Consider the following 26,660-nt stretch of genomic DNA (forward strand, 5'->3'; position numbering starts at 1 on the left):
TGTTAAATAATTCCACGGTTTTTGTAAAATCCCTGCCAGTCCAAAACATATTTTGAAATATAAAGGTATTTAAAGAGGTTAAGTGGAAATGTTAATCTGATAATTTTTTTTAGGAGGTCTTTAATATGGAAAGAGCACAAAAATTTCTGAACTATTTTTTATCTCACAGAAAGGTGACTAATGAGTTAATCAAGAAGATTGATGAAAATAACTATGACTACAAACCAACTGAAACAAGCATGGCGGCCGGCAAGCTTGTAACACATATGCTTACTTCTTTTTATATGTTTTCCAAAACAGTAAAAGAAGGCAGCCCTGCAGTGTTTGGCGAGAAATTCGAAGAAATTGCCCCAAACCTTTCTGAAGCCGCTGAAAACTACACAGAAAAAACCATTGAGATCATTTCATCATTAACAAATGATGAGTTAGAAAGAACGATTGATATGTCACGGATATTTGGAATGGAATTTACCGGCATCCAGCTGCTGCAGCTTGCAATGGATCATGAAATTCATCATAAAGGAAATTTGTTTGTCTACGTTCGTGAAATGGGCCATACGGAGCTTCCGATGTTTGTGAGCAGATGATAAGAAAAGCGGAAGCGCCTTCGAAACAAGCCAAAGCGCTTGTTCCTGCGAAGAACATCCAAGGAAGCTTTCCCTTGGGGCTCACCCCCGGCTCCTCGAGAAGGTAGGCGCTTTAGCTAGACAGTTCTCAAAGTTAAAAGTTATAATTTCTTATCATTTTGAAAAAACGGACGCGTCGCCGCGTCCGTTTTAAAAACTATTAAGGGGAGAAATTAATTCTGCCAGCTCATTTTTTGGTGAATTCACTTTATTTGATACCGGATACTTATCCATTTTTTCAGCCGGATAAGGTTCAAGCAATGACTTCAGGTATTCAGTGTCATTAAAACGAGGATTAAGCCAGTCCTCAAAATCGCTTTCCTTTAATATCACCGGCATTCGGTCATGAACATCTTCGGTTACTTCATTTGGCCCCGTTGTAATAATTGTACAGCTCGTTAGAGGATTTTCTCCTTTATGCCATGAATCCCAAATGCCTGCAAAGGCAAACGGCTTATCATCTTTCATAATGAACCGGTACGGCTGTTTACCTTCTTCGGTTTTCTTCCATTCATAAAAGCCATCTGCAAGGATTAAGCACCTTTTGCTTTTAAAAGGAGCTTTAAAGCTGGGTTTCGAGTCGATGCCTTCCGCTCTTGCGTTTATCATTTTGTAAGCAATTTTTTCGTCTTTAGCCCAGTAGGGGACCAGTCCCCATTTCATCTGTCTGCCGATCCGCTGTTTACCATCTCCAATGATGGTTAAGATATTCTGGCTTGGCGCGATATTATATCTGGGTAAAACCTCTCCCTCTGCATATTCAAATTCAAACAGCAGCTGAAGTTTTTCGATGGTTTCTGTTAGTGTAAACCGGCCGCACAATATAATCACCTCTTTTAAGTCAATAGCAATATAATGTTCATCTATTCCCGGATATAGCGCATATTAAAACTGTCAGCTATTTTTACAGGGAGGAATGAAATATGACAAAACAAGGCAGACAAAATGCAAATCAAACGAGAGCCCAAATTGAAAAACAGGATAAACGAAACGATGTTGAACTGGGAAGCGAGTTTCAGGCAGGAAATGATAAATCTCAAAGCCAGAAAAAAAGCGGAAAGCAAATTAATAAGAAGTCATAATGACAAATCCCCCATTTTAGGGGGATTTTCATGTCCTGATTGTATACAGCTGTCCTTCCACTGCAAAAGAAATACGGCCAGTTTCCTCTGAAACTACAATAGCAACAGCATCTGATTTTTCCGTAAGTCCCATTGCCGCTCTATGCCTTGTCCCAAATTTTTTCCCCTCAATGGTTTTATTGGCAAGAGGCAGGATGTTGCCTGCAGAAATAATGGTATCTTCTTTTATTAGAATACCCCCGTCATGCAATGGGTTTCCAGGATAAAAAATGGTTTCGAGCAAAGTGCTGCTTACTTTTGCTCCAATAGGAGTCCCATTATGAAGGTAATCGCCTATAGGCAGCCTTCTCTCCACAACAATAAGCCCGCCATGCCTTTTTTCCGATAAATGCTGGGCGGCCAATGATAAGCTCGAAAATTCCTTGGTATACGGCGATAAATATGACTGAAGATAATATGTCGAAGCAATTGTGTGAGCCTCCGTTACCGCCCTCTGCAAGTTCTCGAAATCAGATAAAATACAGCAGCTGAAGTCCTCTAGCGTTTTGGAAATAGAATGAATCTGACTGTCGATATTGTCAATATACCGGTTTAAATCTTTTCGGTATTGATCTTCGCCATAAATCACCGGACTTCCTCCAATCTTAATTCATATTAGTACCTTTTCCAGTTAAAAATTATTTATCCATTTTACGGAATAGGTTTAGGACCGCTTTAAAGGGACTAAATATAAGTATTAAGCAACGAGGTGAGGGACATGTTCGATATATTAGCAAAACAATTTCAGAAACCCGCAGGATTACTTGGGAAGCTTGCTGGAAAAATCATGTATTTTGAGAACCGCAAGATTAACAAATGGACAATACAGCAATTAAAGATTAATCGCAGGGACTCTATTTTAGAAGTAGGCTTTGGCCCTGGCTACAGCATCAGGCATATAATGGATCACTTCCGTCATGCAGAAACGGATGGAGTTGATGTATCCGAAGATATGAAGGCTTCAGCAGCCAAACGGAATGATGAGTATATTCGTCAGGGAAAGGTCAGATTGTTCGTAAAAGATATACACGATTACTTCCCTGATAAAACGTATAATAAGATATTTTCAGTAAACAATTATCCTTTATGGACAAAACCAAGAGAGTCTCTTCAGCATCTCTATGGGATGCTTGAGGAAGACGGAATAATTGCCATCACCGTCCAGCCAAGAGAAGAAGGAGCAGATGACACCATTGCCAAAAATCTCGGACAGGTGATCAAAACTGATATGGAAGCGGCAGGTTTCCATTCTATTTCCATTTCTTATAAAGAAGCCCGCCCCGTATTAACCGTTTGTGTAACTGCAATTAAATAATAATAAAAAAGAGCGGGAGATTGCAGCTCCCGCTCTTTTTCAATTTATCACCAGCCTCGGCTGGCTCCTCCTCCGCCGGAAGAACCGCCTCCCCCTCCCCGGGGACCTCCACCGCCACTTCCACCTCTTGAGAGAATGGAAAGGATGGCGTAAGAAAAGGCCCCTCCAAAAAATTTAATGTCCAGAAATAATAATCCAACAACAATTAAAATTATCAGCCAGGACGGTATGCCAATGCCTCTATCCTGTGTTCCGGCATCAGCATAATCGCCGCCTAAATTCACTTCTTCCCCGGCAGCTTCCTGTACAAGCACCTTATAGGTTTCAATTACAGCTCTGTTAGGCTGGCCATCCTGGAGATATGGAAGGGTGACGTCATCCAGAATCCTGCCTGCTTTTCCATCGGGAATTTGGCCTTCAAGCCCATAACCAACCTCAATCCGCACCTTCCGATCCTCCATGGCCACAACCAAGAGGACACCATTATTCTCTGCGGCACTGCCTATGCCATAAGACCGGAAAGCTTCATTAGCATATTCTTCAATCGGTCTGTCTCCAGTAGTTCCAACAGTTAACACTGCAACCTGTGCAGATGTCTTATCTTCCAATTGCCTCCCCAGGTTATTCAATTCAGTTTTTTCCTGGTCATTCAGAACCTCCGCAAAATCCTGGACATAAATATCTCCAGCAGGCTGCGGTATGGATTCATCTGCATGGACTGGGATTGCCCCCATTATTAAATTTGCGAAAAGAAGGGCCAAAGAGACCCAGCGGATGATCATTCCCCATTGCCTCCAAAGTCAACATCAGGTGCTTCGTTCGCCAGCGGATCCGCCCTAAAATACTCTTTTTCATCAAAGCCGGTTATCCCTGCAACAATTGCACCCGGGAACCTTTTTACTTGTTTGTTATATACGGCAACCTGGTCGTTATAATCCTTTCGGGCAACCGAAATCCGATTTTCTGTGCCCGCAAGCTCGTCCATTAATTGGGTAAACTGCTTATCCGCTTTTAAATTTGGATAGTTCTCCACCACTACAAGCAGACGGCTCAAAGCGCTTGACAGCTCGGCGTTTGCAGCTGCTTCCTCTTCAGGGGACCCCGCTCCCGCCAATCTCGCACGAGCATCTGATATAGCCTGAATTGTCTCCTTCTCGTGAGCAGCATATCCCTTTACTGTATTTACCAGATTGGGAATCAAATCCAGCCTTCTCTGCAGCTGGTTCTCAATTTGAGAATAAGCCTGATCCACATTTTCCTCAGCACTTACAAACCTGTTATAACTGGACATCAGCATCATGCCTGCTATGACTACTGCCGCAATAACGGCAATTAAAACTCCCATACCTTTTTTCATTTGCGTCACTCCTGTTTCTAAGTTGTTTTGTCACTTGCATGGTATTTTTCCTTTTTGGGGTGAAAGTTAAACCTGGAGACTGGTTTGCTGATGTTGTTAAGCTCGCGCGGATTTGGATGATTTACGCGCGGCCGGGCTCCTTCTGCGCGGGGGGCACGTTTTTTTGCGCGGGTTTCCTTTTGTTTTGCGCGGGATTATTACTTTTGTGCGCGGATTTGCATGATTTACGCGCGACCGGGCTCCTTCTGCGCGGGGGCACGTTTTTTTGCGCGGGCTGGCTTCTGTTTTGCGCGCGATTATTACTTTTGTGCGCGGATTTGGATGATTTACGCGCGGGTGGGCTCCTTTTCTGCGCGGGGGCACGTTTTTTTGCGCGGGCTTCCTTCTGTTTTGTGCGGGATTAATACTTTTGTGCGCGGATTTGGATGATTTACGCGCGGCCAGGCTCTTTCTGCGCGGGGGGCACGTTTTATACGCGGCAGGCTTCAGGTTCGGGCGGATACATTACTTTAAAGCGCGAATTCTTGTAGGTTTCGTGCATATGACTTTTTACAATATCAAGAGTAATCGCGTAAATATCTTTCATTATTGCTTCATGTCTGACTTATATTGCGTCTTCAGGACAGGTTATTGCACTGATCTTTTAATTTTTTGCGCTATCACAACGTTAATGCGTCTAACTTCCCATAATCGCGTCATCCAGCAGGTTATTCGAGCCTCCGTGTCTCTTTTTCGCGCTGCCTCCTTATCACAGTTGCGCCAAACAATCCTTATAATACAACAAAAACCCGGAACCCATTCGGGCCCCGGTTCAAGTATGATTATTTAATAAAATTGTTCGCAATCAGTTCACTGAATTCAGGTTTATCTTTCAGGAATTTTAAAGTGTAGGATGAATCTGCAAATTCCTGGATAGTGTCTGCATCTACATCGTAAGTGAACCCGATTCTTTCCCAGGCGCGGTTTACGACTTCTTTTTCCAGTTCCTGGCCAGTCACTTCTTTAATGTCTTTGATAGTAATTGCTTTTGCTTCTTCAGGATTTTCTTCGATAAATTTAACTGCATCTTTATGTGCATCAACGATTTTCTGTACTTTTTCCGGGCTGTTCTTCACAGCATCACCAGTAGCAACCAATACTGATGCCGGAAGTGTTTCACCGAAAGATACTTCATCCCAGCCAATTACGACTTCAGCGTTTGTTTCCTGTTCAATGACTGCTGCCCATGGTTCGGGAGCAACTGCAATATCGACTTTACCTGTTTTCAGCATACTTGCATATTGTGCAGGGTTGCCTGTCAAATGCTTCATGGTACCGCCAATGCGAGCTGAAGTGATGCCGGCTTCTTCAAGATATGTCTCATACTGGACATCATGTGTACAGCCCACGCCAGGTGTAATAAACGTTTTTCCCTGGAAGTCTTCAAGTGAGTTAATTTTTACTCCTTCTCTGGCAAGGACAACTGTTCCGCCAGTTGAGGCACCGGCGATAATTTTAACATCAGCTCCGGTTGAGAAGTTGTTCATTGCTGGTCCGGGTCCTACTAGTCCTGCATCAATATCGCCTGTTTTCAAGGCAGTCATGAATGAACCGCCTTCAGCAAACGTCTTATATTCTACCTTAGTACCATCGCCAAGCTGTTTCTCAAAATAGCCTTGATCTTTCGCAACCATTGCTGGCACATGATTGATATTCGGGAAATAGCCGATGACAATCTTGTCTTCTCCTCCGCTGCTCTTCTCAGATGATCCGCATCCGGCAAGCAGCCCGGTGAAAGTAAATAATATAGCAACCCATAAAATAGCCTTTTTCATTTATACCCCTCCAAAATTAAGACTCAAGTCCCCATTTTTTTATGACTGATTTTTCAATGCGCTGGAATATAAACTGGTCAACAATCATTCCGATAGCTCCAATAATAATCATGACACCGATTACGATGTCCATTCTTCCAAAGTCTGAAGCATATCGAAGTGTGTAGCCCAATCCTGGTCCTGTGCTTAAAAGCTCACCCGCCATCAATGCACGCCAGGCAAATGCCCAGGCAAGTCGTGAACCAGTGACAACGTATGGAATGGATGCCGGAAAGATGACTCTTGTGAATAAGTCAATTCCATTCGCTCCCATAGTCTGAGCTGCCTTGATATATAATGGAGAAACATTTTTTATGCCTGTTCGCATGTTCAGAGCCATTACAAATGTACCGCCAAGTATGGTTACAAAAATAACAGCCTTTTCATTTAATCCAAACCACATAATCGCGATCGGCAGCCATACGATGCTGGGAACACTTTGCAAGGCAAGGATGACTGCACCCAGTGTTTCATCAGCTGTTTTGGATTTTCCAAGGAGAATGCCAATCAATGTGCCAATGACAAGGCTGATAGCCAGACCGACTGCGAGCCTCTTAAAACTGGCGATTAAATCATAAATGAGAGTTTTATCCTGAAACCCTTCAACAAGAGCACTGAATACACTGGAAAGGGAAGGGAAAATCAGAGGATGCCAAAGTTCAAGCCGTGACCCAATCTCCCAAAATGCAATGATGGCTGCAAAAAATATAATCCTTTTAATGGCTGTTTGCATATTGGAGTTCCTCACTTATAACTTTATCAATTTCCTTCTTCAGGTATTTCATAATGTGGTCTTCAATCTCGAGCATTTCTTTTTTGTGTTCTTCACGGGGTCTGGGTATATCAACCGTTATATCCTGTAAAATGATTCCCGGCTTTGTTCCCATAACAATGATTCGATCTGACAGTTTAATAGATTCTGAGATGCTATGAGTAACAAAAAGAATGGTTTTCTTCGTCTCAGTCCAAATGTTTTCCAGCTGTCCGTGCAGACGCGAACGGGTCTGTTCATCAAGAGCTCCGAATGGTTCATCCATTAAGAGTGTTTCCGGGTTCATCGCAAGTGCTCTCGCGATCGCCACCCTCTGCTGCATTCCTCCAGAAAGTTCATGAGGATAATGGGATATATATTTTCCCAGCTGAACCATTTGCAGATACTTAAGTGCTGTTTCCTCTGCATCTTTCTTCTTCATTTCTTTTTTCAGCGGAAACGTGACATTTTCCATGACTGTCAGCCAAGGGAATAAGGCTGCCTGCTGGAACACCATTCCCCTGTCTTTTCCGGGCTTTGTTATGGCTTTGCCATCGATTTGAATGTGGCCTGAAGTTGTTTTAGTCAGCCCTGCGACGATTGAAAGAAGTGTTGACTTTCCGCATCCTGAAGGGCCTAAAATTGAAACAAACTGGCCTTTCTCAATGGATAAATTAATATCTTTCAAGACGTCAACAGGACGATTTTCTTTATCGCTATATTGTTTATTCACATCGTTTATCTCAATGAACATTTTAAAAATCACCTATTCCTATAAATCTCATTAATTTACTCGGATTACTTGTAATTATAAAGTATTCACCTTGCATGTCAACCATTACAATAAATATTTTTAAAATTAGGCTTAATCAAATAAAAAGCCTCCTCCATCAAGGAGAAAGCTATTGTTTCACAATTTAATTTCTTCTATTTTAGATGAAGCGATCAGCTCTTCAATCTTTGCTAACTCACCGCTTTGAAAAAGTTCTATGATCTTGCTTCCAACGATTACCCCGTCACAATGCTGATTCATTTCTTTTACATGCTCTGGTTCAGAAATTCCGAAGCCGGCCAATACTGGTATCGGACTTACATCTCTAACCTTCTCCAAATGCTTTCCAAGCTCATCTTTAAATTCTTTTCTTGCCCCAGTGATGCCATTAACCGTTACAGCGTATAGGAAGCCTTTCCCTTTAGCTGCAATCGCCTCTATGCGCTCCAATGGACTGGTTAAGGTCACAAGGCGGATAATTTCGATTCCAGATCTTTCTGCAATTGGTGCAATGATCTCCTCTTCCTCTGCAGGAAGATCAGGGATTATTAAGCCGTCTACCCCTGACCTGGAGGCATCAGAAATAAAGTTGCCAATGCCATAGGCCATGATCGGATTCATGTATGTCATAAAGATCAGCGGGATGTGAACAATAGGCCGGATTTCCGCAATTTTAGCTAAGACCCCTCTAAGGGTTGTTCCGGCTTCTAATGCTCGAATGCCAGCCTGCTGGATGACTGGGCCATCTGCAACCGGATCCGAAAACGGAATCCCAATTTCAATGGCAGTTGCTCCCGCTTTTTCAAGGAATGTGATTTTCTCGGCCAGTGTCTCTAAGCCTCCGTCCCCAGCCATTATATATGGCACAAATGCTTTTTCTTTGTTTTGCTTAAGGCTCTGAAAAACTTTTTCAACCCGGTTCATTGTCCTTTCCCTCCTAATCTTGCTCTTACAGTTTCTACATCTTTATCGCCTCTGCCAGATAAACAGATGACAAGGCCTTCGTCTTTTTTCATTTGCGGGGCAAGCTTTAATGCATAGGCTACGGCATGGGAGCTTTCCAGCGCAGGGATAATGCCTTCCAGTTTGCATAAAAGCTTTAATGCATCAAGCGCCTCATCGTCTGTAATGGATTCATACTCGGCTCTTCCGCTGTCTTTCAGATAGCTGTGTTCCGGCCCAACTCCTGGATAATCAAGGCCAGCTGAGATGGAATGAGCCTCCTGAATTTGACCGTGTTCGTCCTGCAGCAAATACATTAATGCTCCATGAAGAACTCCAGGAGTTCCTTTTGTTAAAGAAGCAGCGTGCTTATCTGTATCTGTACCCAAACCAGCTGCTTCAACCCCAACCATGCGGACCGTATCATCTTTAATGAAAGGATAAAACATGCCCATTGAATTGCTTCCGCCTCCAATGCAAGCCACAACTGCATCAGGGAGTTTACCTTCTTTTTCAAGGTATTGCTTCTTCGTCTCATTTCCGATAACACTCTGAAAATCCCGTACAATCATAGGAAAAGGATGTGGTCCCATCACAGAACCAAGGATGTAATGTGTATCCTCGACATTTGTCACCCAGTAGCGGAGTGCTTCGTTGACTGCATCTTTTAAGGTGGCACTTCCCGATTGTACCCCTACAACCTTCGCTCCAAGCAGTTCCATTCTGAATACGTTCAGCTGCTGTCTCCTGATGTCCTCTTCACCCATAAAAATAATGCATTCAAGATTTAAAAGCGCACATGCAGTTGCTGTTGCGACTCCATGCTGCCCTGCACCCGTTTCAGCTACTATTTTTCTTTTTCCCATTCGCAGCGCCAATAGAGCCTGGCCCAGTGAGTTGTTTATTTTATGGGCACCTGTATGATTCAAATCTTCTCTTTTAAGATAGACCTTCGCACCGCCGGCATAATTTGTGAGGTTCTCAGCAAAATAAAGAGGAGTTTCCCGTCCGACATAGTCTTTCAGCAAAGCCTTCAGTTCTTTCTGAAAACTTTCATCGGCTTGAGCTTTCTTATACTCCTCTTCCAATTCAAGAATGGCCTGCATAAGTGTCTCCGGCACATACCTTCCTCCAAAATCCCCGAAATGACCTCGTTCATCAGGCAATGTATAAGCTGTGTTCATTTTACTTCCTCCCTCTCCACACATTTAGCGTTTTCTATGAATCTTTTTATTTTCTCCGGATCTTTCTTCCCTTCAGTCTCAACCCCGCTGCTTACATCAACCATATAAGGATTGGCTGCTTTAATTCCTTCCCCCACATTTTCAGGATTGAGCCCCCCAGCAAGGATCATTTTTTTGTCCTGCAATGGTTTATTTAAAATCGACCAATCAAAAGATACCCCGTTGCCCCCCCGATATTTTCCTTTCGGACTATCAAGAAGAATGTATTCGCATGAAAATTCATCTAATTGAGATAAATCATCTGGTGAACCTACACTCAAAGCTTTTATAACCGGAAGAGAAAATGAGCTGCAAAATTCCGGCGTTTCATCTCCGTGCAGCTGAATGACATTGATCCCTGAAACATTTGCTATTTCTTCAATGGTCGCTTTCGTTTCATTTACAAACACTCCGACTTTTAAAACTTCTCCGGGAAGCTCTCTGATTATCTCCCCTGCTGCCTCAGGATTAATTTTTCTTTTGCTTTCTGCAAAAACAAATCCCAGGGCATCAGCCCCGTTTTCAATAGCAAAAAGTGCCGTGCTGATATCCCTGATTCCGCAAATCTTCACCTTCATTGTCTGACAGCCCCCTGCAAAGGAATCTTCATGGCCTTCAAAAGCCCTTCCAGATTATCTGCTTTCATGAATGCTTCTCCGACAAGAATGGCGTTTGCTCCTGCTGCAATTACACGCCGCACATCGTCTTCCGACTTAATCCCGCTTTCACTGATCAGGAATTTCCCCGCATTCTTTATTAGCGGGGCAAGTTTTTCTGTTACACCAAGGTCTACTTCGAAAGTTTTTAAATTTCGGTTGTTGACTCCGATCAGCTGTGCACCGGTTCTTAGAGCTATTTCCAGTTCTTCTTCATTATGAACCTCCATTAATACCTCAAGGCCTTCACTTTCAGCAAAATCGAAAAGCTCTTGAAGCCGTTCAGCTTCCATTGCAGCAGCAATGAGTAAAATTAGGTTTGCCCCTGATGCTTTTGCTTTTAATACTTGCACCTCGTCTATAATGAAGTCTTTGCAAAGGATAGGCAGGTCGACTGTCTCTCTGACAGCTGACAGATCAGCGAAGCTGCCTTTAAAAAACCTATTGTCTGTTAAAACGGAAATGGCATCGGCACCATACTTTTTATAAAATAATGCCTGATCTTTCGGATTTTGTCCGGTATTTATATCACCTTTTGAAGGTGAGGCTCTTTTGAATTCCGCAATCACAGCCAGTTCACTGCCTGATGCAAGCTTGTTAATAAAGGAGCGTTTATACATGGTTTCTCCTATTTGAAAATATTCCTTTTCCTTCTGCAGTACGATGACTTCTTTTCTTTTTTCAGCCAGTATTTGATCTAGAATTGTTCCCATCTTATATCACCTCTTTATGGACGCTTTTACTTGCTTCAATTAACCTATGCAGTTTTTCTAATGCAGCACCTGAATCTATGCTTTCTTTGGCTAAATTTATCCCGCCATGAATTGTTTCTGCCTTGCCTCCTGTAAAGATGCCAATCCCGGCGTTAAGAAGGACCGTGTCTCTTCTTGCTCCCTTCTCCCCCTTTAGGACACTTAGGAGTATTTCAGCATTTTCCCTGGAATCTCCGCCTCTGATCGCATCATTGCTGCTAACCGATAGGCCAACTTCCTCTGGATGAAGAACCTTTTTCGTTACCTTGCCGTTATTAAGAATGGCCAGGTGATTTTCCCCCTGTAAGGATGCTTCATCCATAAACCCTGCACCATTTAAAACAACTGCCCGTTTTCTTCCCAAAGCTTTTAACACCTCTGCAAACATTTCAATATAATCTCTCCGGTAGATCCCGAGAAGCTGATGATCAAGTTCAACCGGATTGGTTAAAGGTCCTATTAAATTGAAAGTTGTAGGTATTCTCAGGTCCCTGCGTACTTTCATGATTCTTTTAATATTCGGATGGACATGAGGTGCGAATAGAAAGGCTATCCCAATTTCCTCCAGAATTTCCTCCGTGCGCTCAGGCGAGTAATCCAAGTTTATTCCCAAATGTTCCAGTACATCGGCACTGCCTGTTTTGCTGGATACACTTCTATTGCCATGCTTGGCAACAGAAATTCCTGCTCCTGCAATCACAAAGGCCGAAGTAGAACTGATATTAAAGCTGCTTGAGCCATCTCCTCCTGTACCGCAATTATCCAAAACATTAGGAATTTTCTTGCTAAATGTAAGGGATTTATCCCGCATTGCTTTTACGATGCCTGCAATTTCTTCAACTGTTTCCCCTTTTGTTTTAAGGCTCACCATAAATGCCGCAATCTCACTGTCCGTCACATCATTGGCAAATAAATTGTCCATCGCTTCCTTCATTTCTGCCTCTGTTAATGACTCGCGATCAGATAACCTCTGCAGTATAGTTTTCATCGTTTTTCTCCCTCCCGATAGTTTGTAAAAAGTTTTCCAAAATCTTTTTTCCAAGGCCTGTTCCTACAGACTCCGGATGGAATTGCAAACCGTATAAAGGATAATCTTCATGCTTGATTGCCATTATTTCATTATCATCCATTGATCTTGCCAAAACCTTAAAACTGCCAGGCAATGTTCCCGACTTAATTATTAAGGAATGATAACGCATGATATGGATCGGCTGCGGCATGTATTGAAAAAGCTGTGATCCGTTATGCTTCAGGTTAGACACCTTGCCATGCATAATTCTCTTGGCTTTTTCAATCTTTGCCCCAAAGGCATAGCCGATTGCCTGATGGCCAAGGCAAATGCCCAGGATAGGGAGCTTCCTGTAAAATTGCTGAATAACATCAACAATAACTCCAGCTTGTTCAGGCCGTCCCGGTCCAGGTGATAGAACAATGGCTTCAGGATTTAATTTTTCAATATCTTCGATTGTTATTTGATCATTCCTTACAACTTTAATTTCTTGTCCCAGTTCACCCAGATACTGATAAAGGTTAAATGTAAATGAATCATAATTATCAATCAGCAGAATCATTTTTTGTCCTCCAAAAATGCTTTTAATTTATGAAGTGTTTCGTCGTACTCTTTTTCTGGAATCGAATCATGCACGATGCCTGCCCCAGCTTGTATATAAGCGAATCCATCTTTTATTACCATGGTTCTGATTGCCAGGGCGAAATCCATATTGCCGTTTCCGGAAAAATAGCCGACTGCCCCTGAGTAAATTCCTCTTTTCACTGCTTCCAGTTCATTGATGATTTCCATTGCTCTAATTTTGGGTGCACCTGAAACCGTTCCGGCAGGGAGACACGCTATTAAGGCATCAATCGCTTTGTGAGGACTTTTCAGCTTGCCGCCCACTTCGGATACAAGGTGCATGACATGCTTATATCTCTCAATGACCATGTTTTTTTCTATAGTTACCGATCCAAATTCGCATACACGGCCGAGATCATTTCTGCCTAGATCGAGCAGCATCCTGTGTTCGGCAAGCTCCTTTTCATCTTCTATCAGGTCCCTTTCAAGCTGTAAGTCTTCCTCTTCTGTCTTGCCTCTTGGCCTTGTTCCTGCAATAGGGTTAGTAATTACTTTGTTTCCAGTTGCTTTTATAAGACTTTCAGGCGATGCCCCTGCAACCGCATATTCTTCAAAATCAAGATAGTACATGTATGGGGAGGGATTTTGCACTCTTAACTTCCGGTAAAATGCGAAAGGATCTCCAGTCAATTCTGCTTTTAACCGCTGAGAAAGCACTACCTGAAAAATGTCTCCCTCTTCAATATAGGCCTTGGCCCTTTTTACTTTTTCAACGAAGTCTTCTTTAGATATGGAAGCTTTGAAAGCCGACAGCGATGCTTCTTCCGATTGGGATGCCGCAGCCCCCTTTTGGATTTCGGCCTTTCTTTTCTGCAATCTTTCACGTAGCTGAGATTCATCGGTTGCTGCCAATAAAGACATGGCTACCAGAAATACCTTTTGCTCCAGATGATCAAAAACGGCCACTTCCTCAAAAAACATAAGGTGAACATCTGGTACATTCAGCTCATCATGAGGGATCACCCCGATATCTTCGTATTGCCTGATGACATCATAGCCTGCATATCCAACAGCTCCTCCACAAAATGGGAACTGTTCAATGGGGTGAGCCTTTTCCTCGGGCATCAGCCTTCTTAATACATCAAGCGGCTTTTCATTAAAAACTTCTATTTTCCCCTCCGTAGTAACAGCCGTCCGAGATGCTTCCCCTTTTAGTTCCATCACCGGGTCCGCCCCAATAAAGGAATACCTTCCCGACTTTTCATGCTTTAGCGAGCTTTCAAGCAGAAATTTTTTTCTCCCGCTCATTCTCTGGTAGATCAAAATAGGTGTTAATGTGTCCCCCTCAAGCTCTTCGATGATATAAGGACCTTCCAAAATCGTTTTCAATATATTTCTCCTCCAGTTCTTTCGGATTCAGATAAGCGCAAGCGCCCTGATCACCCCTGACACTTTGAGGGAGCAGGCGATGGAGCCAGACAGGTATCTGACTTCAGAATTTTTACTTAACTATAAATAAAAAAGTCCCCTATACACACAGACAGAATCTGCGGGTATAGAGGACGTGTCTTGTGAACGTGGTGCCACCTCTTTTTAGAGCAGCATGCTGCTCCCTTTTTCGGGTACGGAAACATATCGATACCCTATCCTTTTAACGGTGGAAATCCGTGCTTCCCTACTATCTTTCAGGAAGCCTCTCGCAAGTCCATTCGAATGACTTACCGTACCGGGCTCTCACCTTACCCCGGCTCTCTTGAACGGACTCCATCAATCTACTCCTCTTGCTCAGCGATTTAAAGTAATAAAGTTAAAGAAAAGCGGAAGCGCCTTGCCACCCCCGACAAGCACAAGACGAGCCTCCCGGAAAGGCGTTCTTTGCCTTTTTAGGGGATTGGCTTGTGAACTCGAGGGGGTGGGCTGCTTGCGCTAGACAGTTATTTAAGTTCAAAAATTCTATATTTTTTCTGAACTAAATAAAAAAGGGCCTCCCGTCTAAAAAGGACGAGAGACCCGTGGTGCCACCTTCATTAGCTGATACATCAGCTCACTTAACAGATATCAAAACGAAAAACCGTTTGAATATCTGTCCCTTGTAACGATGAGACCGTTCGCCAAAGCCTACTGCTTAAAAAGGTTCGGTTTGGAGGCTCGAAAGTCCATTCACTGCTGTTTCCACACTGATTTGCACCAACCATCAGCTCTCTTTAGCTTCCACTGCAGCTACTACTCTTTGTCATTGCCGATCGATATATTGCTTATTATACTATTCCGATAAATGAAAAATGTCAAGGATATTTTTCACTTTTTTATAATAGAGCTTTTTCCAGCTTTTCTCTCCAGACAGCTGCAAGTGCCTCAATCTGCAGGAGTTCTTCAATTGCTTTACGGTTTTTGCGGTCATGGAACATGATAAAATTTCCTTGCAGAACCGATACCTTTTCCTGCTTTCTTTCTTCGAGCTTAAGAACGCTGCCTGCTGTTACAGTTCCTTCCTTCAGCACTCTGAAAAAGTAGCCTGTAAAGCATGTTTCAACAATTCTGCTTAAAAGCCGATCTTCTTCGTTATGCTTTGATATGGTTGAACATGGAATGCGGCCCTGTGTTATTTGGATAACAGATTCACCAAGCGAAAAGGTATCACCTATAAAAACATCCTTTTCCAGCATATTACCCGCACAAATATTTTCACCAAATGCCGGGGGACAGAATGTCTTTTTAAATTCTTTTTCCCACATCCCGTAATGTTCGAACGGGTATAGGCAAACTGCCCGGTCGGGGCCGCCATGAAAATCAGTGTTTGCCACTCCATCCCCTAGGAAACCATCCTTCGTTAAGAACGCACTTTCAATTTTTTCTTTGCCTATTCCCGATATTTCCTCACGGTTTTTCCAGCTGTGCTTTTTCGGTTTCCCTATGCTTAAACTAATAATTTCTTTCACATTTATCCCCCCGCCAGATTCGCTTTTCTATATATTTTAACGCTTTCCTTTTAGTAAATCGAAACATATTTTTCCAGAATTTGAATTTTCCCATAAAAAGACAGAGGTTTTTCTAGTTAGTTTTCCTGCAATTAGCTCATATTAAGACTAGTTTGATTAACGAAAAGGAAGGTCAGAAATATGGAGCATGTTGAAAATTTACAATCTGTAAATTCCAAAGCTAAAAAGAAGTCAGGTGATGATGTTCATAACCAAAAATGGGCCATTCTTTCACTTTCTTCAATTCCTCTCGTTATGACACTTGGGAATTCCATGCTGATTCCTGTACTGCCGGCGATGGAAAATAAACTAAATATTTCTGCATTCCAATCCAGCATGATTATTACCGTTTATAGTATTGTAGCCATTATTTTGATTCCAATCGCAGGCTTTTTATCGGATCATATCGGCCGTAAAAAAGTCATTATACCAAGTCTGTTCATTGCAGGAATTGGCGGGCTGATCTCCGGATGGGCGGCATGGAAAATGGCGGATGCTTATTGGATCATATTAGCTGGGAGGGCATTGCAGGGTGTTGGGGCAGCTGGTGCGGCACCAATTGTTATGCCTTTAGTAGGGGATATGTTTAAAAATGATGATGATGTCAGCAGTTCCCTTGGACTTATTGAAACTTCCAATACTTTTGGAAAAGTTCTATCGCCTATACTTGGAGCATTTCTTGCAGGGTTTATATGGTTTTTACCGTTTTTTTCGTTTCCGGTTTTTTGTACGATTTCAATCCTGCTGGTTTTCTTTCTTGTAAAAACGCCAAATAAAAGAGAAGAGCCGCTTCCTCTAAAGAAATTTTGGAGCAATATCAAGGATACCTTTAAAAACAACGGAAAATGGCTATATGCTATTTTCTTAATAGGTGCCATTCTTATGTTTGTGCTTTTTGGGATACTTTTTTATTTATCTGATGTGCTTGAAAAGACATACGATATTAAAGATGTTAAAAAAGGGCTTCTCCTAGCTGTCCCGCTTGGCGCACTATGCCTTTCCTCCTATCTGACAGGAAAAAAAATAAAAGAAAATAAAATACTGATGAAGTGGATCATATTTTTAGGCTCAGTGCTTGTGGCAGCTGCCACTGCAATCTTAAGCTTTTCAAACAACATGTGGTTTATGATCAGCATGTTCCTGTTTGCCGGAATTGGCATAGGCGTTGCATTGCCTTCGTTGGATGCACTGATTACCGAAGGAATTGCAAAAGAAGAACGTGGAACCATTACTTCTTTATACAGTTCAATGAGGTTTATAGGCGTTGCCGGAGGCCCGCCGGCCATTGCCATTCTGATGAAGCATTCTGATCAAGGGCTTTTTTATATATTAAGCGGGATAACCATTCTTGCTGCCCTAGCAGCCATTATAGCAATCAAACCTGACGCAAATGAGGGCTAAAAAAAATCCGTATCGTGCAATGACGATACGGATTTTTTTATTTAAAATGCTGCTGTACAAAACCAGTTACAACCTGGTTGAAAAGCTGCCACTTTTTGGTTGGCGCCTGGTGGGAAACACCTTTGATTATTGCCGCCTGAAAGCTGACATATCTCCTATAGCTCCTAATATGCTGATTAACAAAATCTCTTGATCCATATATCAGGAGAAGGGGGACACTCAAGTTCCTCAGGCGATCCGTGCATGAATAGTGGAGCGACCTATCGTAAAATTGAAACCACATAGTATGATTCGCCTTTTTCATGTGTTCCAGAATATCTTTTCTGACTTTTGGATCATTTGTGTGACTTGCTGCTATTACATACCGCAGAAAACCAGGAAAATGTTTCACGAAATACATTCCCATTATATGCTCATATTTGAAAGTTTCTGATAAAACCTCTGGAAATCCGCCAGATAGTATGACACCAAGTGTCCTTTCAGGAAAAGAAAGAGCAAATTCCTGAGCAATTATGCCTCCAGAGGAATAACCCAGGATAACGGCTTTTTCAATTTCCAAGTGGTCTAATACAGCTTTAACCTCTTCTGCATAGCCCTGAATGGTTACTGTTTTCTCGGGACCGATGGTATCTCCATTCCCGCTTAAATCAGGAAAAACAACCTGAAAATGCTCAGCCAGCAGGCCTTGATAATAAAATACCTTTCTCCCCATGGCAGGCGGATGTATAAAGATTATCGGTACCCCTTTTCCCATCGTTTCATAAAATATCTTTGTATCCTCATAAATACATGCTGGCACAAGAATCGTCCTTTCCATTCACAAAACATAGATGGCTCAAAAGCCTCCTGTTCCATATAAAAATGGGACAGTTTTAGTCTGCCCCATCTCGGTCAATTCTTTATTTCCAACATCAGTTAGGTCTTGTCTTCTTAGCTTTTTTGCTTTGCTGATCAAACTCTTTTGAGAACTCCATATCGTTTATGCTCTTGTTTGTGCTCTGCAATCCGGATTTAGTCTTAATATTGCGTTTTGTCATGTTAATCCTCCTTTAAAGTACTGCCATTATAGTATGGCACATTAGGATTCGAATCATTATGGATTTTCAGCTGGAATCTGCATATACTATAAGTAATCATGCGATTATGCTTATTTCCGTGACTTTCTGAACCGTATATGATATTCTTGAATTAAGAATATGAATAAAAAAAACGACCGCAGGTGTTGCCGCACCCACGGTCATTCGCAATAGTCGTTCCCTTAGGGGATCGGCCTGTCAAAGACATAGACCTCTCCCTCAATTGTCAGATCAAGGGAGGTCTATTTTTTATGGTTAAAAGTCATGACAGCAATGATCAGACTAGAAAAGGAAATCATCATCATGATCGATTCGAAAACTGTCAAAAGGCATCACCCCCTTTCATACGGGGCTAGCCGACCACCCTTGAGAAACTCCCATTGCTTCTTTATTATAACACAACCTTGTCCATTTAGTCGAACACGTGTTCTATTTTAGGAAAATTGATTCTTCTTTCCTATTTTTTCAAGTTTCACTATCTTTATCGCCTGCAGATTTCCTTTGTAGATATCCACGAAGAAAACCCATTTCTTTATTAAGCAAATACTCCATTTCCTCCATCTGCTGCTTAGCAATTAACTGCGGACTGCCTGTCCATTCAGCACTGTGGATAAAATAATAATTCTTTATTCTTTTAAAAATGATGACCGCTTCAGGAAAACAGTCAAACAATCCCTTTACCTGATTTCTCCGCATGTAACTCCATCTTACCAGTTTCATGATATCAGCCTTTTTATACTCTTTTTACCCAGAAAACACTGACGCATGTTCTTAATGCAAAAAAAAACTGCCAAATTGGCAGCATTGAAATTATTCTTTAAGCCTCGGCTTTGCCGGATCACATTTCGGTTTTTCAGACTGAGTGGACTCAGCAAGCTTTGACAGGTAATAGCATTCTTCACGGTACATGTGATCAGCCATTAAAGCTGCAAATGTCCCCAATGCCTCTTTGCTCAATTCAAGCTCCTCAATTTCATTGAGAAAGTTCATAAACAAAGATATTTCAAGTGCAACATCGCTGTTGAACTTTTGAAGTGCCGGGAATGACTCAACATTCGTCCGAAGGAAGCCGGACATTTCAACCGCCTTTAAATAGAATGCTTCAAAATCCTTAGTATAGCCATCACTGATTTTTTTTATTTTCTTCTCAACACTTTCCATATTATCTGATATGGCTCCAGCATGGCCAGCTGCATCCAGAAGCCAGATTAAATGGTGGTGAAGCTCATGAAATACAGGCGGGACTTCCCCTTTTTTTAAATATTGAAGGACAAGCATATATTCTTCAAGTTCATTGACCATATGGTTTATAAAAACAGGACCAAGATGAATGGAAATTTTCCCTATCAGATGACGTTCAAGTAGGTTCAATTTAAATTCCCTGAGCTTTTTAGCTTCCTGTTCTGCCCTCCGGCTCAATTGCTCCAGGTTATCCACTTCAACCCTTCCTAATAGCTGATCGAAGGTTTGTATAAAGTAATTTGCTCTTTCAATGCTGTCTTTTTCCTTTGGTGATAGTGAATCATGTATGAAGCGTGCATGATCACCCAAAATCTGAAGCCAAAATCCATGTTCAAATTTTGCAGCATTTTCAAATCCAGCAGCCAAAATATCTCCCCTTTCCATCTTACTCATAAAAACATATCAGTAACCATTAGAATTTATGCCTATAAGCACGAATCTCAAAAATTAATTGGTAACTTAATTTTTTGCAGAAAGGGGGAATCTTAACTAGGAATGATGCATCCTATAGTGTTTTTTTCATCATTACCTGGCCAATCTTTTTTTCAAATCCCATTTTAAGCAAAGCTTTCGATGCGGGATTGGAAACAGAAATATTAACTGCAGTGAAATCAATCGAATCATCCTGATCAAGGAACAGCTGGCCCAGAATACTTTCAGTCATTGCCTCATATGCACTGCCATCCGTAAAATTTAGCTGATAAATAATAATGCGTTCTGTACGTCCTGCTGCTTCCAGCACTCTTTTGTATAAAATATAGCCTTCCTCTTTCCCATCTTCACTCATAAGCACAGCAGCTTCCCCTTGTTTCGCACTTTGCCACTGGCACTGCCAGGCAGCATCGCTGTCATAAAAGCTGATTGACTGAAGCTGTTCAGGATATATCTTTTTTATTGCTAAATGGCTTTCCGTCAATGAGCCTATTTCTTTATGTGTTAGCTTCTTGTTTAGATAAAGCAATTGATCAGTAATTGCATAGCCGGCTTTTTTGTACAGCTTAATCGCTCTCTCATTTTCTTCAATTGCTTCAAGAACAGCAGTGTGTACATTTTCAGCTTTATATATGCTAAGCACCTCTGACATCATGGCTGCAGAAAGACCTTTTCCCCTGTATTGTGGTGCGATCCCGGTGCCTCCGTTCCAGGCAATTTTCCTGCCGTTAATCTCACGGAACCCATTCAATATGATTCCGCAAGGTTCGCCGTGCATAAAAACGACAATGGATTTTTCAGGCGAAAGTCCCTCAGATGCGATTCGATTAACAAAGGCCTGGGTATCCATTTTTATTGGAACTATATAACCTTCAAAGCCTTTATTCCAGGCAGTCAGCGCCTCCTCCAGGGTAACTTGAGAAAGTTTTTTTATTTTCATAAACGCTCTCCTTCATGTGTTTTCTGATGTTTTACTTGGTGTGCATCTAATGGCTGGTTATTTATGTTTGTTCCCTCTTCTAATAACAATGATAATGGCCATGGTTTCACACCTCCAATTATACAGACTGGGTAGTTTATTTATTCATATAATAAAATAGACTGATTAGTTTATTTTAATTTAATCATTTATTTTCTGTTTTTTCAATCTTTTCTAAAAGGAATTTTCTAAAAAAAAAAGCCGATACATTAAGTACCGGCTTCAGTTTGTAGACAAAAAGAGTTCGGAATAGTCTCATTCCGAACTCTTTTTTTGATTTTTTGTAGGACTTCAAGTAATTACAGAGAATTGCAGACCTCTCCGAGGTTATCATTTAGGCCATTTCTGGACCTTGCCAAGTCCAGTTGGCCATTTTCTTCAAATTCATGGCAGCGAAAGTAAGCATCGCCTGCATCGACATTTTTTTAAGTCCCCTGAGGGTTGTCCAACGCATGCCATGCTTTTCTTTTGCATCTGCGAATACTCGTTCAATTGTTTCTTTGCGTTTTTCATAGATCGGTTTGACGTCTTGATGGTGGCGAAGATGATCTGCTTCTTCCACATGTTCCTCCCACACATGACGTTGAATCATTTTTTGATGTGCTTGACTCTGTGTGCATTGAGACAAGAAAGGGCATCCAGCACAAATTCGAGGATCTGATTTATATTGACGATACCCTTCCTTTGTAGTTGTAGTATATTTTAATATCTCACCAGTTGGGCAAATGTAACAGTCAAAATGCTCATCATAAGCATACTCATGTTTTCTGAAGAAACCCTCTTTTGTGCGAGGTCGTGTGTAAGGTAAAGCAGGTGTGATGTCGTTTTTCAATAAGTAGCTCGTGATAGCAGGTGTTTTATAGGCTGCGTCTGCCGCAACAGCTTTTGGTTTACTAACTTTCTCAATGACTTGTTCTACCAATGGCTCTAAAATATGACTATCATGCGTGTTACCAGGGGTTACAATTGCGCCTAACACGAAGCCGTTGCGGTCTGCGGCCGCATGGAAAGAATAAGCGAACTGTTTTGTACGCTCATCTTTTACATAGTAGCCACTCTCTGGATCTGTTGTACTTTCCTTGATTTCTTTGTATTCTTCTTTATCAAACTTATCTGGTGGAATCGGCTTTTTTCCATGATCCTCGCGGTCTTGGTTAATCTCCTCTTGAAGGCGTTCTTGATAAGCACGGGTTTCTTTTCGAACAACTTTCTTTTCAAATTTGCGTTTATTTGCACTCGCTTTTACATGAGTAGAATCTACAAAAACGTGTTCAGCACTAATTAAATTCTTTTCAGCTGCGGTTTTTAAGATTCGGTAAAATATTTGTTCAAAGAGATCGCTGTCTTTAAATCGGCGCTCATAATTTTTACCGAAAGTTGAGAAGTGAGGAACTTTATCGTGAAAGCCATATCCTAAAAACCATCGATAAGCCATATTCGTTTTCAATTCTTCAATTGTTTGACGCATGGAGCGAATACCGAAGGTATATTGAATAAATGTGAGTTTAATTAATATTACAGGGTCAATACTTGGGCGGCCTTTTTCTGAATACTTATCTTTTACCAAGTCATAGATGAATGAGAAATTAATCGCCGCTTCAATTTTGCGGACCAAATGGTCCGCCGGTACAAGTTCGTCTAAAGCAACCATTTCAATTTGATCCCGTTGAATTGGATTATGTTTTGAAAGCATTTAAATCACCTCAAGCATTGTATTACTTCTATTTTAAAATAAAAAAGACTGCAGACAAGCACGATTTTCATCGAGTTTGTCGACAGCCTGAAGCCGATACATTAAGTACCGGCTTTAGTTATTCATTATTTATTTAAAGGTTTTTTCAGAAACCCGATAAGGATCGCAGACAAAAGAGCACCTGCTATTATTCCTGCAAGGTAAATTCCCCATGGGCCATCGACGAGAGGGACGACAAAGACTCCGCCGTGCGGTGCCCTTAATCCGACTCCAGCCATCATTGAGATGGCACCTGCCACGGCTGATCCTGCCATGATGGACGGGATGACACGCAATGGATCTGCTGCTGCGAACGGGATTGCGCCTTCTGTGATAAACGAAAATCCCATGATGTAATTTGCTTTTCCTGCATCCTGTTCCTGTTTTGAAAATCTATTTTTGAATAAAGTAGTAGCAAGCGCGATGGCAAGAGGCGGAACCATCCCCGCCGCCATAATGGCTGCCATTGGTTCATATACTCCATTTGCAAGCAGCCCTGTACCAAATACGTAAGCCGATTTATTAACCGGGCCGCCCATATCAAATGCCATCATCAGCCCAAGGACTACTCCAAGCAATACAGCATTTCCAGTACCAAGACCTGAAAGCCACTCGGTGATAGCAGTATTTAATGCGCCAACTGGTTTGTTGACAACATAAAGCATCAGCAATCCCGTGAACGCAATTCCAAAGAGCGGATAGAGCAAAATCGTTTTAATTCCTTCAAGTGATGAAGGCAGACCAGCAAAGACTTTTTTCAACCCAACTACTACATAACCTGCAAGGAAGCCGGCTATGATGCCGCCAAGGAATCCAGCGCCTCCAGATGCTGCCATCATTCCGCCGACTGCGCCTGCAGCAAAGCCGGGACGGTCAGCAATACTCATGGCAATGAACGCTGCAAGTATTGGAACAATCAATCCAAATGCATTTCCTCCCCCAATGGTCATCAGTGCTTCTGCGATAGGATGATACGACGGATCATTAGGATCTGCTGCTTTATATCCGAACATAAAGGAAATGGCAATGAGTATTCCGCCGCCAACAACAAATGGAAGCATGTTGGAAACCCCATTCATCAAATGCTTATAAATTCCTGCTTTTTGTTCTTTTTTATTATCTGCTTTTCCGCTGCTGTCCGCGCTTCCGCCCTTGTATACCGGCGCATCCTGCTTTAGCGCTTTTTCGATTAGTTCCTGAGGTTTTCGGATGCCATCAGCAACTGCCGTTTCAAGGACATGCTTCCCGCTGAATCGCTCCATCTCAACCTTTGTATCTGCTGCGACTATAACTGCTGCCGCATTCGCGATTTCTTCTGGTGTCAGAACATTTTTAGCACCGCTGGAGCCATTTGTTTCAACTTTAATATCAACGCCCATTTCAGCTGCCTTGGCTTTTAGGGAATCAGCCGCCATATAAGTATGGGCAATTCCTGTTGGGCAGGCTGTTACAGCAACAACAAATCGTTTACTGTCTGCAATATTTTGGACTTCCTCTTCTTCTGTCTCGTCATAGCTGTCTATAATTCCAATAACTTCGTCTGCAGAAGCAGCATTTTGGAGTTTTTTGCGTGCTTCCTCGTTCATTAGTATTGATGAAAGCCTGGATAGAGCTTCCAGATGTGTATTGTTTGCTCCTTCCGGGGCTGCAATCATAAAGAATAGATGTGCGGGCTGACCGTCAAGTGATTCATAATCCACTCCTGCTTCTGATTTGCCGAATGCAATAGCAGGCTCCTTGACCGCACCAGTTTTTGCATGCGGAATAGCTATTCCGTCACCGATACCTGTTGTGCTTTGTTCTTCCCTTTTTAAAATTGCATTCTTAAAGGCAGAACTGTCATGAAGCTTTCCTGCTTGATCAAGCTGGTTTACCAATCCATTTATGGCATCCATTTTGCCTGTTCCGCTCAATGAGAGCAGAATCGTATCTCTTGTCAGTAATTCTGTTATTCTCATCCTAAATCTCCCCTTTTAGGCTGACCTTTTCAATCGAAACCTGAGAAAGCAATTCCTCTGCTTTTTCCTTTGTGCAAAGACCAAGTGAAAAAGCCGTAGCGCTTCCGGAAGCAACACTGTATTGAAAAGCCTTTTCTATATTTTTGTTTTTTTCATAAGCTGCAAGAAATCCGGCTACCATGGAATCTCCTGCACCTACAGAACTTTTCACTTCCCCATTTGGAACGCTTGAAATATACGCTGCTTCATCAGAAATCAAGACTGCTCCCTTGCCGGCTAATGAAACAATTACATTCTGTGCGCCCATTTCTACAAGTTTCTGTCCATATGGGATAACTTCTTTTGCGGAAGTAAATTCTGTCTTGAATAAATCACCTAATTCATGGTGATTAGGCTTTATTAAAAACGGTTTGTATGGAAGGACCTTTTTCAGTAATTCTCCCTCTGCATCCACCACAAAAGCCGTCCCGTTTTCTAAACAAATTCTTACCAGCTCTTCATAAGTTGATTCCGGCAATGTAGATGGAATGCTGCCAGCCAGAACAAGCAAATCTTCTTCTGACAGGCTGCGGATCTTATTTTTCAGATCCTCGAAATTCCTTCCTGAAATGGCCGGCCCTTTGGCATTGATTTCTGTTTCCGTCTTTGTCTTGATCTTTACATTGATTCTTGTGTCACCAGCAACTTGGACAAAGTCAGTTTGAATATTCTCCTTGTTTAAGCAATCAACAATATACTCTCCTGTAAATCCGCCTGCAAAGCCAAGGGCCTTGCTTTTAACATCCATTCTGTTCAGCACTCTGGAAACATTTATCCCTTTTCCTCCAGGGAACTTTGTATCATGCTGCATGCGGTTAAGACCGCCGACTATTATCTCATCCAATTCTAAGATGTAGTCCACTGACGGATTTAGCGTCAATGTGTGTATCATGCTGTCACGACCTTTATTGTAGTTTTGCTGATATAAGGCTCTTGCTGATCCTCATTCAGTTCATTAGTAATAATTGCTGCTGTATGCAAATCGGCAATCTTGGCAAATGCGATTTCTGAAAACTTCGTATCATCGGCAAGCACGAATGCCTCCCTTGAAAGCGAAATGGCCATTTGCTTAATCATGGCCTCATCCTGATCCGGTGTGGTGTATCCGAATTGAGGATGGATGCCATTAACCCCCATAAAACATTTATCAAATCGATAATTTTCGAGGCTTTCCAATGCCCCCCTGCCAATGATGGCTTTTGTCTGGCTCTTGGCAAAACCGCCAATTAAAAACGTTTTTATATTTCGTTCCAGCAATGCGTTGATATGCATTAATCCGTTCGTTACAACTACAATTTCTTTTGCAGGCAAGAAAGGAATCATTTCAGTAACTGTCGAGCCTGCATCCAGATAGATGGAATCACCTTCTTCAACAAGACTTGCAGCATATTGGGCGATTTGGCGCTTTTGCTGAAGGTTTCTGGCGGATTTTTCAGACATGCTGGGTTCCTGGAGCTTTCCCTGAAGCCTGGCAGCCCCTCCATGTATCCTTTTTAAGTATTTTCCTTCCTCAAGCTGAGTCAGGTCCCTTCTGATTGTTGATTCCGATGTTTCTGTCATATCAACGAGATCCTGAATTTTCACTACACCTTTTTCTTTTAAAAGCTGCAGAATCAATTTGTGGCGCTCTGGTGTTAACAAAACATCACCCCCTGGAATGTGTTGCTCCTCTTGATTACATCATACTGAAACCGATTGCAAAAATCAATCATTTTCATTCAAAAACAATCAAAAGCGTTCAAATATCGAACGTTTTTGATTGTTTTACGATTATTAACTCAATAATTATTAAAATAGTGGATTATTTTAAATATATTAAAATAATAGTTTGCTCTATCCGTCTGATTATGCTAGAATCAAAAATAACAATATATAGTTTCTT

At 41.9% G+C, this 26,660-nt stretch carries 29 protein-coding genes and 2 other annotated features; of the genes, 4 read left to right on the forward strand and 25 right to left on the reverse strand.

The genetic code is table 11. The annotated features are described in order from the left end of the window. The first annotated feature begins 125 nt into the window (after window positions 1–125). Window positions 126–587: a DinB family protein gene (locus A361_RS18110; RefSeq protein WP_009333481.1), complete on the forward strand. Its 462-nt coding sequence runs from the start codon at window positions 126–128 to the stop codon at window positions 585–587. A 189-nt stretch (window positions 588–776) separates the two neighbouring features. On the opposite strand, the gene A361_RS18115 is transcribed toward A361_RS18110, so the two are convergent. Continuing rightward, window positions 777–1,448, reverse strand: a complete 672-nt coding sequence (locus A361_RS18115; protein ID WP_019381170.1) for an SOS response-associated peptidase — start codon at window positions 1,446–1,448, stop codon at window positions 777–779. Between the two features lie 101 nt (window positions 1,449–1,549). Here A361_RS18115 and A361_RS30550 point away from each other — a divergent pair, with 101 nt between their 5' ends. Then, a complete protein-coding gene (locus tag A361_RS30550) occupies window positions 1,550–1,708 on the forward strand; it encodes a hypothetical protein (RefSeq protein WP_009333479.1) in 159 nt (52 codons plus the stop codon). 28 nt (window positions 1,709–1,736) lie between these two features. Here A361_RS30550 and cdaS read toward each other — a convergent pair whose 3' ends face one another. After that, window positions 1,737–2,336 (reverse strand): sporulation-specific diadenylate cyclase CdaS, encoded by a 600-nt coding sequence (gene cdaS, locus A361_RS18120; protein WP_019381169.1) that lies wholly within the window; start codon window positions 2,334–2,336, stop codon window positions 1,737–1,739. Window positions 2,337–2,465: 129 nt separating this feature from the next. Between cdaS and A361_RS18125 the strand changes: the two genes are divergently transcribed. Continuing rightward, complete coding sequence (locus A361_RS18125) at window positions 2,466–3,062, forward strand: class I SAM-dependent methyltransferase (protein ID WP_009333477.1); 597 nt, start codon at window positions 2,466–2,468, stop codon at window positions 3,060–3,062. A 47-nt stretch (window positions 3,063–3,109) separates the two neighbouring features. Here A361_RS18125 and A361_RS18130 read toward each other — a convergent pair whose 3' ends face one another. The 13 genes from A361_RS18130 to A361_RS18190 all read right to left on the reverse strand — a co-directional run bounded on the left by A361_RS18130 (window position 3,110) and on the right by A361_RS18190 (window position 15,886). Further along, on the reverse strand, window positions 3,110–3,844 hold the full coding sequence (locus tag A361_RS18130; RefSeq protein WP_019381168.1) for a TPM domain-containing protein: 735 nt from the start codon (window positions 3,842–3,844) through the stop codon (window positions 3,110–3,112). After that, window positions 3,841–4,419 carry a LemA family protein gene (locus tag A361_RS18135; RefSeq protein WP_019381167.1) on the reverse strand — a complete coding sequence of 193 codons (579 nt, stop codon included), beginning with the start codon at window positions 4,417–4,419 and terminating at the stop codon, window positions 3,841–3,843. The genes A361_RS18130 and A361_RS18135 overlap by 4 nt, the downstream gene beginning before the upstream one ends. An 821-nt stretch (window positions 4,420–5,240) precedes the next feature. Further along, complete coding sequence (locus A361_RS18140) at window positions 5,241–6,233, reverse strand: aliphatic sulfonate ABC transporter substrate-binding protein (protein ID WP_019381166.1); 993 nt, start codon at window positions 6,231–6,233, stop codon at window positions 5,241–5,243. A 16-nt stretch (window positions 6,234–6,249) separates the two neighbouring features. Next, window positions 6,250–7,005 carry an ABC transporter permease gene (locus A361_RS18145; protein ID WP_009333473.1) on the reverse strand — a complete coding sequence of 252 codons (756 nt, stop codon included), beginning with the start codon at window positions 7,003–7,005 and terminating at the stop codon, window positions 6,250–6,252. Continuing rightward, complete coding sequence (locus A361_RS18150; protein WP_019381165.1) at window positions 6,989–7,777, reverse strand: ABC transporter ATP-binding protein; 789 nt, start codon at window positions 7,775–7,777, stop codon at window positions 6,989–6,991. The genes A361_RS18145 and A361_RS18150 overlap by 17 nt, the downstream gene beginning before the upstream one ends. A gap of 156 nt (window positions 7,778–7,933) precedes the next feature. After that, window positions 7,934–8,719, reverse strand: a complete 786-nt coding sequence (gene trpA, locus A361_RS18155; RefSeq protein ID WP_019381164.1) for a tryptophan synthase subunit alpha — start codon at window positions 8,717–8,719, stop codon at window positions 7,934–7,936. Then, window positions 8,716–9,921 carry a tryptophan synthase subunit beta gene (gene trpB / locus A361_RS18160; RefSeq protein WP_009333470.1) on the reverse strand — a complete coding sequence of 402 codons (1,206 nt, stop codon included), beginning with the start codon at window positions 9,919–9,921 and terminating at the stop codon, window positions 8,716–8,718. Before trpB ends, trpA begins: the two co-directional genes overlap by 4 nt. Continuing rightward, window positions 9,918–10,538 carry a phosphoribosylanthranilate isomerase gene (locus A361_RS18165; protein ID WP_019381163.1) on the reverse strand — a complete coding sequence of 207 codons (621 nt, stop codon included), beginning with the start codon at window positions 10,536–10,538 and terminating at the stop codon, window positions 9,918–9,920. The genes trpB and A361_RS18165 overlap by 4 nt, the downstream gene beginning before the upstream one ends. After that, window positions 10,535–11,329, reverse strand: a complete 795-nt coding sequence (gene trpC / locus A361_RS18170; RefSeq protein ID WP_009333468.1) for an indole-3-glycerol phosphate synthase TrpC — start codon at window positions 11,327–11,329, stop codon at window positions 10,535–10,537. Before trpC ends, A361_RS18165 begins: the two co-directional genes overlap by 4 nt. A gap of 1 nt (window position 11,330) precedes the next feature. Beyond that, the gene (gene trpD, locus A361_RS18175) at window positions 11,331–12,356 is read right to left on the reverse strand and encodes an anthranilate phosphoribosyltransferase (protein ID WP_019381162.1); all 1,026 of its coding nucleotides are present in this window, start codon (window positions 12,354–12,356) and stop codon (window positions 11,331–11,333) included. After that, window positions 12,328–12,939, reverse strand: a complete 612-nt coding sequence (locus A361_RS18180; protein WP_019381161.1) for an anthranilate synthase component II — start codon at window positions 12,937–12,939, stop codon at window positions 12,328–12,330. Before A361_RS18180 ends, trpD begins: the two co-directional genes overlap by 29 nt. Then, entirely contained in the window at window positions 12,936–14,330 is a 1,395-nt protein-coding gene (gene trpE, locus A361_RS18185) for an anthranilate synthase component I (protein WP_019381160.1), read from the reverse strand. Before trpE ends, A361_RS18180 begins: the two co-directional genes overlap by 4 nt. Before the next feature lie 166 nt (window positions 14,331–14,496). Beyond that, window positions 14,497–14,739, reverse strand: a binding site (T-box leader). A 196-nt stretch (window positions 14,740–14,935) separates the two neighbouring features. Next, window positions 14,936–15,187: a binding site (T-box leader), on the reverse strand. Window positions 15,188–15,247: 60 nt separating this feature from the next. Next, window positions 15,248–15,886, reverse strand: a complete 639-nt coding sequence (locus A361_RS18190) for an MOSC domain-containing protein (RefSeq protein WP_026041653.1) — start codon at window positions 15,884–15,886, stop codon at window positions 15,248–15,250. Between the two features lie 174 nt (window positions 15,887–16,060). On the opposite strand from A361_RS18190, the gene A361_RS18195 reads away from it, so the two are divergent. Further along, window positions 16,061–17,320 carry an MFS transporter gene (locus A361_RS18195; protein ID WP_019381158.1) on the forward strand — a complete coding sequence of 420 codons (1,260 nt, stop codon included), beginning with the start codon at window positions 16,061–16,063 and terminating at the stop codon, window positions 17,318–17,320. 37 nt (window positions 17,321–17,357) lie between these two features. Here A361_RS18195 and A361_RS18200 read toward each other — a convergent pair whose 3' ends face one another. The 10 genes from A361_RS18200 to A361_RS18235 all read right to left on the reverse strand — a co-directional run bounded on the left by A361_RS18200 (window position 17,358) and on the right by A361_RS18235 (window position 26,419). Next, window positions 17,358–18,137: an alpha/beta fold hydrolase gene (locus A361_RS18200; protein ID WP_009333461.1), complete on the reverse strand. Its 780-nt coding sequence runs from the start codon at window positions 18,135–18,137 to the stop codon at window positions 17,358–17,360. Window positions 18,138–18,231: 94 nt separating this feature from the next. After that, a complete protein-coding gene (locus tag A361_RS31290; RefSeq protein WP_019381157.1) occupies window positions 18,232–18,357 on the reverse strand; it encodes a hypothetical protein in 126 nt (41 codons plus the stop codon). A gap of 281 nt (window positions 18,358–18,638) precedes the next feature. Further along, window positions 18,639–18,722: a putative holin-like toxin gene (locus A361_RS31520; protein WP_226280784.1), complete on the reverse strand. Its 84-nt coding sequence runs from the start codon at window positions 18,720–18,722 to the stop codon at window positions 18,639–18,641. Window positions 18,723–18,861: 139 nt separating this feature from the next. After that, entirely contained in the window at window positions 18,862–19,092 is a 231-nt protein-coding gene (locus A361_RS18205; protein WP_019381156.1) for a hypothetical protein, read from the reverse strand. 114 nt (window positions 19,093–19,206) lie between these two features. Further along, window positions 19,207–20,022, reverse strand: coding sequence for a DUF2935 domain-containing protein (locus A361_RS18210; RefSeq protein WP_009333459.1), 816 nt, complete (start codon window positions 20,020–20,022; stop codon window positions 19,207–19,209). 121 nt (window positions 20,023–20,143) lie between these two features. Further along, window positions 20,144–21,010 (reverse strand): GNAT family N-acetyltransferase, encoded by an 867-nt coding sequence (locus A361_RS18215; protein WP_019381154.1) that lies wholly within the window; start codon window positions 21,008–21,010, stop codon window positions 20,144–20,146. 373 nt (window positions 21,011–21,383) lie between these two features. Next, window positions 21,384–22,742 carry an IS1182 family transposase gene (locus tag A361_RS18220; RefSeq protein ID WP_064328220.1) on the reverse strand — a complete coding sequence of 453 codons (1,359 nt, stop codon included), beginning with the start codon at window positions 22,740–22,742 and terminating at the stop codon, window positions 21,384–21,386. A gap of 125 nt (window positions 22,743–22,867) precedes the next feature. Further along, window positions 22,868–24,739: a PTS fructose transporter subunit IIABC gene (locus A361_RS18225; protein ID WP_019380463.1), complete on the reverse strand. Its 1,872-nt coding sequence runs from the start codon at window positions 24,737–24,739 to the stop codon at window positions 22,868–22,870. Between the two features lies 1 nt (window position 24,740). Further along, a complete protein-coding gene (gene pfkB, locus A361_RS18230; RefSeq protein ID WP_019380464.1) occupies window positions 24,741–25,670 on the reverse strand; it encodes a 1-phosphofructokinase in 930 nt (309 codons plus the stop codon). After that, window positions 25,667–26,419: a DeoR/GlpR family DNA-binding transcription regulator gene (locus tag A361_RS18235; RefSeq protein ID WP_009333455.1), complete on the reverse strand. Its 753-nt coding sequence runs from the start codon at window positions 26,417–26,419 to the stop codon at window positions 25,667–25,669. The genes pfkB and A361_RS18235 overlap by 4 nt, the downstream gene beginning before the upstream one ends. Window positions 26,420–26,660 lie beyond the last annotated feature (241 nt).

This window comes from Cytobacillus oceanisediminis 2691, from assembly GCF_000294775.2.
GTDB classification, from domain to species: Bacteria; Bacillota; Bacilli; order Bacillales; family Cytobacillaceae; genus Cytobacillus; species Cytobacillus pseudoceanisediminis.

Bases quoted from the DNA above. Each gene is read 5' to 3' on its own strand.
- trpA (WP_019381164.1), bottom strand. From the start codon at position 8,719: ATGAACCGGGTTGAAAAAGTTTTTCAGAGCCTTAAGCAAAACAAAGAA.
- A361_RS18225 (WP_019380463.1), bottom strand. From the start codon at position 24,739: ATGAGAATAACAGAATTACTGACAAGAGATACGATTCTGCTCTCATTG.
- A361_RS30550 (WP_009333479.1), top strand. From the start codon at position 1,550: ATGACAAAACAAGGCAGACAAAATGCAAATCAAACGAGAGCCCAAATT.
- trpB (WP_009333470.1), bottom strand. From the start codon at position 9,921: ATGAACACAGCTTATACATTGCCTGATGAACGAGGTCATTTCGGGGAT.
- A361_RS18130 (WP_019381168.1), bottom strand. From the start codon at position 3,844: ATGATCATCCGCTGGGTCTCTTTGGCCCTTCTTTTCGCAAATTTAATA.
- A361_RS18220 (WP_064328220.1), bottom strand. From the start codon at position 22,742: ATGCTTTCAAAACATAATCCAATTCAACGGGATCAAATTGAAATGGTT.
- A361_RS18165 (WP_019381163.1), bottom strand. From the start codon at position 10,538: ATGAAGGTGAAGATTTGCGGAATCAGGGATATCAGCACGGCACTTTTT.
- A361_RS18145 (WP_009333473.1), bottom strand. From the start codon at position 7,005: ATGCAAACAGCCATTAAAAGGATTATATTTTTTGCAGCCATCATTGCA.
- trpC (WP_009333468.1), bottom strand. From the start codon at position 11,329: ATGGGAACAATTCTAGATCAAATACTGGCTGAAAAAAGAAAAGAAGTC.
- A361_RS18210 (WP_009333459.1), bottom strand. From the start codon at position 20,022: ATGGAAAGGGGAGATATTTTGGCTGCTGGATTTGAAAATGCTGCAAAA.
- A361_RS31290 (WP_019381157.1), bottom strand. From the start codon at position 18,357: ATGACAAAACGCAATATTAAGACTAAATCCGGATTGCAGAGCACAAAC.
- A361_RS18150 (WP_019381165.1), bottom strand. From the start codon at position 7,777: ATGTTCATTGAGATAAACGATGTGAATAAACAATATAGCGATAAAGAA.
- A361_RS18125 (WP_009333477.1), top strand. From the start codon at position 2,466: ATGTTCGATATATTAGCAAAACAATTTCAGAAACCCGCAGGATTACTT.
- trpD (WP_019381162.1), bottom strand. From the start codon at position 12,356: ATGAAAACTATACTGCAGAGGTTATCTGATCGCGAGTCATTAACAGAG.
- A361_RS18215 (WP_019381154.1), bottom strand. From the start codon at position 21,010: ATGAAAATAAAAAAACTTTCTCAAGTTACCCTGGAGGAGGCGCTGACT.
- A361_RS18195 (WP_019381158.1), top strand. From the start codon at position 16,061: ATGGAGCATGTTGAAAATTTACAATCTGTAAATTCCAAAGCTAAAAAG.
- A361_RS18205 (WP_019381156.1), bottom strand. From the start codon at position 19,092: ATGCGGAGAAATCAGGTAAAGGGATTGTTTGACTGTTTTCCTGAAGCG.
- A361_RS18110 (WP_009333481.1), top strand. From the start codon at position 126: ATGGAAAGAGCACAAAAATTTCTGAACTATTTTTTATCTCACAGAAAG.
- A361_RS18200 (WP_009333461.1), bottom strand. From the start codon at position 18,137: ATGGAAAGGACGATTCTTGTGCCAGCATGTATTTATGAGGATACAAAG.
- A361_RS18135 (WP_019381167.1), bottom strand. From the start codon at position 4,419: ATGAAAAAAGGTATGGGAGTTTTAATTGCCGTTATTGCGGCAGTAGTC.
- A361_RS18140 (WP_019381166.1), bottom strand. From the start codon at position 6,233: ATGAAAAAGGCTATTTTATGGGTTGCTATATTATTTACTTTCACCGGG.
- A361_RS18180 (WP_019381161.1), bottom strand. From the start codon at position 12,939: ATGATTCTGCTGATTGATAATTATGATTCATTTACATTTAACCTTTAT.
- pfkB (WP_019380464.1), bottom strand. From the start codon at position 25,670: ATGATACACACATTGACGCTAAATCCGTCAGTGGACTACATCTTAGAA.